The sequence below is a fragment of the Maribellus mangrovi genome (genome assembly GCF_037646455.1).
GTDB classification, from domain to species: domain Bacteria; phylum Bacteroidota; class Bacteroidia; order Bacteroidales; family Prolixibacteraceae; genus Draconibacterium; species Draconibacterium mangrovi_A.
Map to the genome: position 1 here is coordinate 1,494,190 of NZ_JBBIXN010000001.1, position 11,778 is coordinate 1,505,967.

General features: G+C 44.3%; 8 protein-coding genes and 1 pseudogene. All 9 read right to left on the reverse strand.

What is annotated here, in order from left to right; translation table 11 throughout:
- Positions 1 to 49: 49 nt before the first annotated feature.
- The 9 genes and pseudogenes from porX to WFY05_RS05720 all read right to left on the reverse strand — a co-directional run bounded on the left by porX (position 50) and on the right by WFY05_RS05720 (position 11,777).
- Positions 50 to 1,606 carry a T9SS response regulator signal transducer PorX gene (gene porX, locus WFY05_RS05680; protein WP_340111770.1) on the reverse strand — a complete coding sequence of 519 codons (1,557 nt, stop codon included), beginning with the start codon at positions 1,604 to 1,606 and terminating at the stop codon, positions 50 to 52.
- A gap of 181 nt (positions 1,607 to 1,787) precedes the next feature.
- Entirely contained in the window at positions 1,788 to 5,468 is a 3,681-nt protein-coding gene (gene porW, locus WFY05_RS05685; protein ID WP_340111771.1) for a type IX secretion system periplasmic lipoprotein PorW/SprE, read from the reverse strand.
- A gap of 180 nt (positions 5,469 to 5,648) precedes the next feature.
- On the reverse strand, positions 5,649 to 6,764 hold the full coding sequence (locus WFY05_RS05690) for an Mrp/NBP35 family ATP-binding protein (protein ID WP_340111772.1): 1,116 nt from the start codon (positions 6,762 to 6,764) through the stop codon (positions 5,649 to 5,651).
- A gap of 124 nt (positions 6,765 to 6,888) precedes the next feature.
- Complete coding sequence (gene selD / locus WFY05_RS05695; protein WP_437127406.1) at positions 6,889 to 7,917, reverse strand: selenide, water dikinase SelD; 1,029 nt, start codon at positions 7,915 to 7,917, stop codon at positions 6,889 to 6,891.
- A gap of 81 nt (positions 7,918 to 7,998) precedes the next feature.
- Positions 7,999 to 9,093: pseudogene (locus tag WFY05_RS05700) on the reverse strand (cysteine desulfurase family protein); the annotation flags it as partial.
- A 6-nt stretch (positions 9,094 to 9,099) separates the two neighbouring features.
- Positions 9,100 to 10,125 carry a tRNA 2-selenouridine(34) synthase MnmH gene (mnmH, locus tag WFY05_RS05705; RefSeq protein ID WP_340111773.1) on the reverse strand — a complete coding sequence of 342 codons (1,026 nt, stop codon included), beginning with the start codon at positions 10,123 to 10,125 and terminating at the stop codon, positions 9,100 to 9,102.
- Positions 10,126 to 10,181: 56 nt separating this feature from the next.
- Positions 10,182 to 10,511 carry an MGMT family protein gene (locus WFY05_RS05710; RefSeq protein ID WP_340111774.1) on the reverse strand — a complete coding sequence of 110 codons (330 nt, stop codon included), beginning with the start codon at positions 10,509 to 10,511 and terminating at the stop codon, positions 10,182 to 10,184.
- 56 nt (positions 10,512 to 10,567) lie between these two features.
- Positions 10,568 to 11,305 (reverse strand): tRNA (guanosine(46)-N7)-methyltransferase TrmB, encoded by a 738-nt coding sequence (gene trmB, locus WFY05_RS05715; protein WP_340111775.1) that lies wholly within the window; start codon positions 11,303 to 11,305, stop codon positions 10,568 to 10,570.
- A 1-nt stretch (position 11,306) separates the two neighbouring features.
- Complete coding sequence (locus WFY05_RS05720; RefSeq protein ID WP_340111776.1) at positions 11,307 to 11,777, reverse strand: gliding motility lipoprotein GldH; 471 nt, start codon at positions 11,775 to 11,777, stop codon at positions 11,307 to 11,309.
- Position 11,778: the final 1 nt, after the last annotated feature.

The following is an 11,778-nucleotide window of genomic DNA, read 5'->3' on the forward strand; positions in this document are numbered from 1 at the left end:
AATCAAGATCTTCCATTGCTTTTAACCCACAAAGCGCATATCTAAAATTTTACTTTTTCGGAACCAGGATCACCACCGGAACCATCATTTCTTCCATAGAAATCCCGCCATGCTGGAAAGTGTCCTTGTAGTAATTCGCGTAATAGTTGTAATTGTTTGGATAGGCAAAGAAGTCGGTACTTTGAGCAAAAATATAGCTGGTACTCACGTTTCGCGAAGGCAGGTAAGCTTTTCGCGGGTCACGGATCTCAAAAACATTTTTCGATTTAAAATTCAGGTTCCTTCCCAACTTGTAGCGTAGGTTGGTATTGGTTTCGCGATCGCCGATCACCTTTACCGGGTTATCTACGCGAATAGCACCGTGGTCGGTAGTTACGATTACATGCACATCGTTTTCTGAAAGCGAACGCAGTAGCTCCAGCAGTGCCGAATTACGAAACCAACTCAAAGTAAGCGAACGATAGGCTTTTTCGTTATTGGCAAGCTCGCGGATCATATCCATTTCGGTACGGGCATGCGATATCATGTCGACAAAATTTACCACCATTACCGAAAGATCGTTATCCAAAATGCTTTTCAGGTTATCAGTCACCCAGCGCTCTTTACGGATACCGGCTGCCTTCTCGAAATAAAGACTTTCCTTTCGGCCATATCGCCCTAACTGTTTCTGTAGCAACTCCTCCTCGTGACGGTTTTTATGTCCTTCTCCATCGTCGTGTTCCCAAAGTCCGGGGTAAAGTTTCTCAATTTCCGAAGGCATTAATCCCGAAAACATAGCGTTACGCGCATACATGGTAGCCGTTGGCAAAATGCTGCAATACATATCTTCAGTCAGCGTCCTGAAATATTCGTTGATCACCGGACTAAAAATCCTCCACTGGTCGTAACGCAGGTTATCGATGACCAGTACCATCGTTTTTTGTTTGCGGTCGAGTTGCGGGAAAACGACCTGCTTAAAAATATCAGTGGACAGGACTGGCCGCTCTTCTTTATCCCGGGTAAACCAGTCGATGTAATTCTCTTTCACATAGCGGAAGAAGGTTTTATTGGCTTCTTCTTTCTGCATGGCCAAAATCTGGTCCATGGCTGAGTCTTCCGATTCACTCAACTCCAACTCCCAATAAACCAATTTCTTATAGATTTCCTTCCACTCGTCGAAATTCAGCCGGTCGTTAATTTGCAAGCCTATTTGTGCAAATTGCATCTGGTATTTCGAAGTGGTTTGTTCGGTGACCAATCGTTTCTGATCGATGTTCTTTTTCAGCGTCAGTAGAATCTGCTTCGGATTGACCGGTTTAATAAGGTAATCGGCGATTTTTGCACCAACCGCCTCATCCATGATGTTCTCTTCCTCGCTTTTGGTAATCATCACCACCGGAACGTTGGGTGAAATGGCTTTTATCCGGGTCAGTGTTTCCAATCCCGTGATACCGGGCATATTTTCATCCAGAAAAATAATATCGTAATAATTCTCGCCTACCTTTTCAACGGCATCCACCCCATTATTGGCGGTCTCCACATTGTAGCCTTTTTCTTGCAGAAAAATAATGTGAGCACGCAACAGATCTATCTCGTCATCTACCCAAAGTATACCTGGTTTGTTCATTCGCTTGTCTTTCTTGTTTTCTGATTTCTTCCAATTTATTCGGAAGTTTACATTGTAACTGTTTTGTTCCTTCTAACAAAGATAGAAACAAAAATACTGCCGTAATAGTGTGTGTTTAACAAAGTTTAACCAGATGAAGCTGCAAACCGCCGGCTTAAAGCACACGGCTTATCGCCTGAGACTAGTTCCCTAAATACACTTTCTTATAGAAATCCATGTACTCAACAATGTTCTTTTGCTGATAGAAAATGTTGAAGTTCTCGTTTGAAATGAGGAAATTCCTGTACTCAGCTGTCCCCAGCGGATCGAACAGCTCGCGCTTACGAACCACATTGCTGAAGTATTGACGTGCTGTTTCCTGGTCGGCAATTCCTTCAATGATGATCAGGTTCCTGAAATCGTCGAGTGATTGCTCCCGTACATTGAATCCGGATCCCGGGAAGTTCTCTTCATTGAAAGCTTCCAGTCCACTTATAAAAGCGGCTTTTACGATGCCCTGTTTTGGCACAACAAACACTACTTTGTGTTCACCTTCAATGTTTTCATTATAAGGCCCCTTATACTCTTCGGGCTCCGCAGTAGTTTGAGTTCCTGCGGCAGTCGCTGTGGTCGATGTTGTATTTGTTTGTATGGCTCCCGACGAAGTGCCTGTGCTGGAGCTTGTTGGTCGTTGTATGTAATTTTTCCGGAAGAAAGTAATGTATTCGTCCACCTTATCTTCATCGATCAATGTTTGCAAGTTCTCATCGGTGATCAGAAAGTTACGATAAGTGGCCTGCCCCAGCGATTCGAACAAACTACGTGTAGTTACCACGCGACGGAAGTAGGACATCGACTCGTTCAGTGCCGGAATTCCCTGAACCACCATCAGCTGGTATTCTTCTGACTGCTTTAACTGAAGTGCAAGGTTCCAGGCCCTGAAATTGTCGCGGTTAAAATCGGCGAACTCGCGCAGCAACTGGCGCAACGACATGCCTTTATCTTGAACAGCGAGCACAAAATTTTGTGTGGTATCCACCTGCGTATTAAAAGTACCTGGCTGAGCCGTAGTTACAGTAACAAAAGTTCCTTTTTCCTTTAAAGCATTGTTCTCGGCTTCGGCACGCGCCATCAATTCTTCAGGTGAAATATCGGGTCCTTCGTCGGTAAAGTTCGAACGGATAAAGCGGCTGTAATTCTTTATAAAAAACTTGAGGTAATCGGTTATCGATTCATCTGTTTTTACAGTTCGATAATTGGTTGAAGAGATTACAAAATTTAAATATTGAACATCTTTAAGCGCCTGAAATACGGGTGCACGGCGAATAATTGAACCGTGGTAAATCAGTGCGTTTTCCTTGTTCGACATAGAGCGGACCACAACAAAAGCCATTTCTTCGTTCAGGTTTTCGGTTTCGATGTCGTAATCCACTTTGGTGTAGTGGTCGATGTTATAATTGGCTATGTCGAACTTCAAACGGTTGAGATCAATTTTTTTCTCGTCTTTGCGCGGATAGGCAATCACAAAATAATGCAGCAGATCTTCTTCGTAGGTAAACTTACCGCCAAATTCATCGTCGATGGCATTTCTTTCCAACAGCTCTTCATTCTGGATCTCTTCGTTGATATAACCCATCTCCACCAGTTTCTGGTAATCCGCCAGCGTACTGTCCTCAATCAAAGTTAGGATTTCAGTGGCTAATGGCGAAGGTTCCTTATCGGGATAAATCTGCAGGTAGCCTTTTAACAAGGCTTCAAACTGATGAACATCCGTTTGTGTTCCCTGTGCTATGGCCTGCATAAAATCGATTTTCGGAATAATTACCGAATCCGGTTTCATGGCTTTCATTTCATCAACCAGGCTTAGCACATTCCGGTACTGACCATGCTTATAACTGGCAAATGTTTCCTGATATAGCCGGTTCAAACTATCCAAACGAGCTTCCATTTCAACAAAGAAATTCGGGTTTAGCAGGTATTGTGCATACTTACTGTCGGGGAAATCGGAAATGAGCAGGTCTCGGTAATAATTTGCTTTTTCCTTGTCTCCCATCAGTTCATACAAATCGTAAAGATCGAAGTAAGCCGACAGCAGGTAAATATTTTTTGGATAGCGTTTATTCAGGTCCTCAAAACATTCTGCCGATCGCTGGTAATCTTCAAATTCCGATTTAAATATTTTGCCGGCGTTGTACAGCGCATCCCGTATCTTTTCGTGCGAAACCGCCATCAAAGAGTCGGTGAGCGGAAGATCCTGCGTGTAGAATTCCTTTTTCAAGGGGTCTTCAACGCGTTGTTCCTCCTCCTCGTTTTGAACCAGTTCCTCTTCGTTATACTCGGTAACAGTATTTTTATTCGATCGTCGCCAATCGTCTTCCAGTTGTCGCCGCCCCCATTGCTGCTGGAACGAAACCTTACCGTATGACACCGTTTGCGGATTGTAAAAATACCAGCCTCCACCGCCTGAAGATCCCATTCCCATGCGGTAACGGTTCGAGCGGTAATAACCCTGACTTCGTGCTCCCTGCATGGCCAGGTTTTCCATGTTCCGCTGGCGTTCCTGTTCCTCCTGCATCAATCGTGCAATCAGTTCTTCACGTTCTTTTTCAGGCATTTGGGCCACTTTCTGCAAACTGTCTTCACGCTCAACGATCAGGAGATTATCTACCAAATGTGTAAGGTTGGTATATCGCGCCTCAACATTTTTATAATCGGGATAGGTATCGTCAATAATGATCATGGCGCTGTCGTAGTAACTCTGTGCGCCACGGTATTCCTGGTCCTCAAAATACAAATCGGCTAATGTAATAGCTGAAAATGCACGTTGATACTGGTTTTTAAAACTGCTTGCTACCGACTTTTTGTAATCTTCCTTGGCTTCCTCGCGATCGCCTTCTCTTAAATCGAGGTTACCCAGTGCAAAATAGATCTGGTCCCTGAAGTCGATGTTCTTTTTGTCGCGCAACATTTTATTGAGCTCTTTACGCAGATCTTCGGCATTTCCTTCACCTGAAAACACGCCCGCCGAATTGATTTTGGCATTAAACGCCATGGCATAATCCGGGCTTGTTCGTGCCACAGTTCTAAAGGCTTCCAGTGCCTTTTCGTTTTCTCCCATTTCCTTGTACAACTGGGCGATAATATATTGATAGCGTGCTTTGTCTTTCCGCCAAAAGGTTTTTTGTATAGCAATATCAAGCATTTTAATAGCGTTACCATACTCCTCCTGTTTCATGTAATAATTGGCTGTTGCCAATGCCAGTTCGCGCTCGTATTTTTTCGGAAAATCTTCGTAAGTCTGAACAGCCTGAATGACCTCATTTGCCTCTATATATCGCTCAAGTTCGGTGTAAGCACGGATCAGAAAAACCTGTGCCTCGCTGGCTGTTTCTTCCTGTGGATATTTACGCACCACATAGGAAAAATTGTCGATGGCAGCATAGTAATTTTGCTGATAGAAATACGCTTTCCCCATCAACAGGTAGCTGTCGTCGATCCATTTATTAAATTCCTCCTGACTGGCAAATTCCTGGTATTTACGGGTACGTCGCTTTTTCCGTTTGGGCTTTTTGGTAATGGAGTGGATCTCTATCAGCTTTGAACATTTTGCCACCGCGTAATCCATATCCGATTTTACCATCCTTACCGCCGACGGATCGCTTTCCTTATAAATGGGCAGAATGTGCGTATAATCGTTTTCGATGCGTTCATCAACACTGGCAAGACCGGCTTTCACACTTTCTTTGGCATTGAAATAAATGTTGTATTTCGATGTTACGTTATGAAAAGTGCGCGATGCACGTGTGTTTTTTTCCGTAGAACAGCCCGCAAAAACAGCAACCAAAAAAATAAATATAGTGGTATGTAGAAAAAGTCTCTTCAAACAGGTATTTTATTTACTCTAAGAATAAACTCAGATATGCACAGAATATTGTTGTTTACAAACATTTATTCTGATTACAAACGCTGCAAAAATAAGAAAATTTGTACGCGACAATACATCATTGTCGCACTGAGTTGGGGATTCACAGGAAATAGGCTGATACGAGTAAAAAAAGTCCTCCTATTTTCGTTCGATTTTTACCTTTTTTGTTGGTGCTTTTTGAATGTTTCTGATGTGAACACGATGCTTTACATTTTCAGCAATTTCGGCAAATGCCTGCCCGGTAATGGAATCGGCATTCTGAGCCACCGGAGTTCCTTCATCTCCGCCTTCCCGAATGCTCTGAACAATCGGTATCTGGCCCAGGAAGTTTAATCCCAGTTTCTCGGACAGCTTTTTACCACCGTCTTTTCCAAAAATGTAATACTTATTATCGGGCAATTCGGCCGGGGTAAACCAGGCCATATTTTCAACCAGTCCGAGTACAGGCACATCGATCGATTTACTCTGGAACATGCTGGCACCACGCACAACATCGGCCAGTGCCACATCCTGTGGTGTTGAAACAATTACAGCACCGGTTACCGGAACCGATTGCACCAAAGTAAGATGTATGTCGCTGGTACCCGGAGGCAGGTCGATTAACAGGTAATCCAGATCGCCCCAGTTTCCTTCGCTAATCAGCTGTTTCAAGGCATTCGATGCCATCGGGCCACGCCAGATGATGGCACTGTCGCTATCCACAAAAAAACCAACCGACAGAAACTTCACTCCGTATTTTTCCAGCGGATTAATCATCTCACGGCCATCCAGTTTAATTCCTACAGGACGTTCGTTTTCGGCTCCAAACATTTTTGGGATGGAGGGGCCGAAAATATCAGCGTCGAGCAAACCTACTTTGGCACCCGATTTAGCCAGTGCAACGGCAAGATTTACAGCAACCGTTGATTTACCAACACCGCCTTTACCCGATGCAACGGCGACAATGTTCTTTACATTGGGCAGAATAGGACGTTCCATATCGTGAATGTATTTCACCGAAATGTTGTCTTCAATCTCCACTTCTTCGCCAACATATTTTTTAATGGCTTTCTCGCACTCCAAAACCAGCGTTTCAATATTCGGATCGTCGCTTTTCTGGAAAACCAGCGAAAAACTTATCCGCTGCCCTGCAATGCGAATCTCCTGCGGCATGTCAAGCGAAACAACATCTTCGCTGCTACCCGGGTATTTCACGGTCCGAAGTGCATCAGTAATATTTTTGGGGACTATTAATTTTCTTGGTATTTCAGCCATAATGCTATCTGTTTTAAATTCATGCTAAACTAACGGTTGGCAAAGGTAATTGTTTAGGAATAAAAAAGCAGACGTTTTAGTATTAAACTTTAAATTTGATTAGCATTTGTTCAATATGGAGGAATTACTTGATTTGTATCATTCCTTCCCCTTTCGAAGTCATCTCTCCAATTATATGGGCTTCATTAATTCCGGCTTCGTGCAGGTCGTTAACCAAATTCTGAGCTTCTTTCGCAGGCAGGGCAATTAGCAATCCTCCCGAAGTTTGGGCATCGCACAACAATAATTGATCGGTGCGTGGCAAGGTGCCAAAATCAACAAAATTACTGACAAAATCAAGGTTGTTATACGATCCTCCCGGAATAACGCCGGCAGTTGCCAGGTTTTTCACTTCGGGCAAAAACGGAATTTTCTGGTATTCAATCATAGCATCACATTCCGAGCTGCTTGTCATTTCTTTCAGGTGACCAATTAAGCCAAAACCTGTAACGTCGGTGCAGGCGTTCACCTTATATTTTTGCATTACTTCGGCAGCCGTTTTATTGAGCTGCGCCATTTGTTGTGTAACCCGATCACGTAACTGATCATCCACCATGCCACGTTTGATGGCCGTGGAGAGGATTCCCGTACCAAGTGGTTTGGTTAATACCAGTTGATCGGCGGGCAGAGCGCCTGTATTTTTAATAATCTTTTGGGGATGAACACTGCCACTCACCACCATCCCGAATTTGGGCTCCGGATCTTCAATTGTATGGCCCCCCAACACCGGAATTCCGGCTTCAGCTGCTTTATCCTGGGCTCCTTTCAGAATTTGCTCCAGCACTTCCATGGGCAAAGCTTCTTCCGGGAAACCGACAATATTCAAGGCAAACAAGGGTTCGGCGCCCATCGCATAAATATCGCTGAGTGCATTTGCTGCCGCAACTGCTCCAAACTGGTAGGGATCGTCGACAATTGGAGTAAAAAAATCGAGTGTTTGCACCAGCGCCAAATCCTCGCGGAGTAAATATACCGCAGCGTCATCAGCAGTTTCAGTGCCAACCAGAACATTCTCGTTTACAATCGGTGTGAGTTTCTTCAGAACAGCCTCGAGTTTAGCCGGCTGAATTTTACAGGCACAACCCAATCCGTGCGTGTAATGCGTGAGTTTAATCTCTTTTTTAGAAGTTATTTCTGCAGCTCCTGTCTCCCCGTCTTTTGGCAAAAGTTGTCTTACAGTGGCCACAATCTCATCGGCTGCCTTTTTAATATCCTGCATGGTCGTTTCCCGTCCGGTTGAAAATCGGATGGTTCCCATCGCAATATCAAGCGGAATGTGCATGGCTTCGAGGACTGCCGAAACATCAACACTTTCGGCATGGCAGGCAGCTCCGGCCGAAGCAGCTACTCCATCAAGCCGGTCGATAAGCGTGTTGGCTTCTACTTTCGGAAACGAAATGCTTGCCGTATTGGGCAAACGTTTTTCCGGATGCCCGTTTACTTTGATCGTTGGCAGTGATTCCTTCAGCAGCCTCTCCAAATAATCCCGCGTCTGTTTATAGTGATCTGTATTCTCTTCCAGGTTCTCTTTTGCCAGTTGAGCCGCTGCTCCCAGGCCAACAATTTCGAGTACATTTTCTGTTCCGGCCCGCAGATTTTGTTCGTGATCAGCCCCATGGATCAGTTTCTCGAGATGAACTCCACTGCGCACGTAAAGTGCTCCGATTCCTTTTGGCGCATACAATTTGTGCCCCGCAATACTCAATAAATCAACATCCAGCTCTTTTACATTTACCGGCACTTTTCCGATCGACTGTGCGGCATCGGTATGAAAAAACAAGTGATTCCGGTGAGCGATTTCGGCAATCTCTTGAATGGGTTGAATCGTTCCAACCTCGTTGTTGGCATGCATCACGGTGATTAAAATGGTTTCACTCCGAATGGCATTTTTCAACGCTTCAAGTTGAATCACGCCATTTTCATCCACCGGAACAGTGGTGATCTCAAACCCGTTTTTTTCAAGATAACGACAGACTTCAAAAACCGCCGGATGTTCGATGGCCGAAGTAATAATATGATTGCCGCGGTGTTTGTTGACAAAAGCAATACCCTTAAGCGCGTAGTTATTCGATTCGGTACCGCCACTTGTAAAAACAATTTCCGACGGATCGCAGCCAATCAAATCCGAAATTTGCCCGCGAGCTTTTTCAACCGCCATTTTTGTTTTAACACCATAACTATGAACGCTCGATGGATTTCCAAAAAATGTATCGAGGTACGGCCGCATGGCATCGGCCACTTCCTTTGCAACCGGAGTGGTAGCATTGTAATCAAGATAAATGGGTTCCACAGCAGTTTAGTTTTTAATTAAAAAGTCCTTTATTTTCTCTGCATTTTCAGCCGGATCGTCCTTTTCCAGATCAAGGGTGATCACTTTCTTTTGATCGCGTTTCGACATTCCAAAATCATACGCCTTGTCGTAGTATGCGAGTGAGAGCGATGCCGCTCTTAAAATATCTCCCTCGTCAATTGCAGAAAGTGCTTCACTGGTATTTTTACCTCCAAGTCGTTTTTTAATTTTTTCGATCTGTTCTTTCAAAAGTGCTTTATCAAAAGTACCATATTCTTTTACCAGTCGTTGCTCCCGTATTGGTTTTGGAATATTGATTTTTATAAGTGGAGCCTGCCTCATTTGCTGAAAAAGGGGATCAGGAATTCCGCACTTCCCAAGCTGGCGGCTTTCGTCTTCCACCCAGATTTTTTTGTTATGATCGAATTTTCGCCATGCATCAGCCAGGTTATTTTCGAATTGTTCGTTGCTGGGTTGTGCTTCTTGTCCGAGCGTACCAAAAGCCGATCCGCGGTGATGAGCAATTCCTTCGATATCCAAAAACTGTTCTCCACTGGCTTTCAGAGTCTGCAGGATCTCAGTCTTTCCACTGCCTGTATAACCGCCTAAAACCAAGATTTCTGCCGGCCTCGAAAACTGTTTCCTGATGTATTGCCGATAAGCTTTATAACCTCCTTTCAGCACAAAAACTTCAAGTCCGGCGGTTTCGAATAACCAAGCCATGCTCGCCGAACGCATTCCTCCACGCCAGCAATGAACCATCACCTGTTTGTTTCGCGCAAGTTGCCGGGCCTGCCGAACAAAATCCGACATTTTAGGGCCAACAAAATCTAATCCGAGTAATACGGCATTATCCCGCCCCCCAACTTTGTATTTAATCCCCACTTCCCGGCGCTCAGCATTATCGAAAATAGGAATATTCACTGCTCCCGGAATATGCGCCAGTTCATATTCCGCAGGCGATCTTACATCAATTAATTTGATGGAGTCGGTCAGCGGCAACAGTTCTTCGATGGATAATATTTTTGGCATATTCGTATTTAGCGATCAAAGGTAGAAAATTAAGAAACGATTTCAGGATGCATTTTTCACAAATCGAGCTCCTTCGCCGGATCCCAAAATCTTTCCCTGAAATTCAGAATTTTATCTTCCTCGATTTGCAGTCCTTCGGCCTCAAGCAACTCCTGCATAATGTTGGGACTGTCGAAATGATGTTTGCCCGTAAGCATTCCGTTGCGGTTAACCACACGATGTGCCGGAATAAAATCGGGGTGTGAATGGCTGGCATTCATGGCCCAGCCTACCATACGTGCCGAACCACCGGTTCCCAGGTATTTAGCAATGACACCATAGGATGTTACTCGCCCCTGCGGGATTTGTTTTACTACTTCGTAGACTCTGTTGAAGAAATCAGACACTTCTGGATTATTTGAATGTTAGAATATAGGAATATTCGAATTTTATACCGTACTCTTTACTCTCGTGCACTTCGCCCAAAACTGCGGTACTCATCTTTTTCGATTTCGATATTCGGCTCCTGATACTCGCCATCATGGAGTTTGAAGGCAATGTATTTGATGGTGATTCCGCGATCCAGCCATTGCTTTTCGTAAAACGTGCGGATGCGGAGTGTGTCGTTTAAATGCTCCCAATCGTAAACATTATCGGTATCGGCTACAATTTCAAACTGATTTAAAAGCGCCAAAGCCCGGGTATAGGTGTATTGAAAATTACTGTCGCATTTCAGGTGGATCAGACCGTCGGGCTTTAGAAAGTTTCGGTATTTGTTCAAAAAAACGGTTGAAGTGAGTCGCTTACGGGTCTTTTTCATTTGCGGATCGGGAAAAGTCAACCAGATCTCGCTGACTTCGTTCTCGCCAAAAAACTGCCCGATAATTTCGATGTTAGTGCGTAGAAACGCCACATTTTTCAGGCCGCGTTGCAAAGCCAGTTTAGCACCTTTCCACAAACGTGCTCCTTTAATATCCACACCAATGTAATTGACATCCGGATTTTTTGCGGCAAGCTCCACTGTGTATTCACCTTTGCCGCAGCCCAGCTCCAATATCAGCGGATTGGCGTTTTTGAAAAACTCCTGTACCCACTTATTTTTTAAATGAAAATCGTCCTTTTCGATGGAATGATAAGGCGCCTGGATCACATGATCGAAGCCCTTCATTTCGTTGAATTTCTCCAGCTTTCCCTTGCCCACTTTATTCTACTCTTTCAATTCTGATTCCAACATCGCTGATGCCTTTCAGGATATCCTTGCGCATCCCTTGCTGAATTTTTATTTTATAATCGCCCGACATGGGGAAAAATACATTTCGCCGGTAAATGGCTTCTCTTGTTTTTAGTCCCCCCAGTCCTTCGCCCAGCCACTTCCCGGATGGATCGGCCAGGGCAATTTCAAACTTGTCTTCCATACTTTCACCGTCGGGTTGTACAATGGTTATAAACAACCACAGGTTACTGTATTGGTATTTAATGTCGTTACGAACGTTGATGTAAAAGTTGTGATTAGCAGTGGTATCGCTGACAGGAACAGTAAATACCATTGTCGAATCTTTATTCCAGCTTTTATCCTCGATGGTTTTGTATTGCTCAAAAACCAGGTTTGGGCTGCACGACAGCGTAAATCCCACAACGATGATCAACATTGCTAACTGCAGAAATTTTTTCATG

Coding starts and splice junctions, on each gene's coding strand:
- porX (WP_340111770.1), bottom strand. CDS start 1,606: ATGAACAAACCAGGTATACTTTGGGTAGATGACGAGATAGATCTGTTG.
- WFY05_RS05690 (WP_340111772.1), bottom strand. CDS start 6,764: ATGGCTGAAATACCAAGAAAATTAATAGTCCCCAAAAATATTACTGAT.
- mnmH (WP_340111773.1), bottom strand. CDS start 10,125: ATGCCAAAAATATTATCCATCGAAGAACTGTTGCCGCTGACCGACTCC.
- WFY05_RS05720 (WP_340111776.1), bottom strand. CDS start 11,777: ATGAAAAAATTTCTGCAGTTAGCAATGTTGATCATCGTTGTGGGATTT.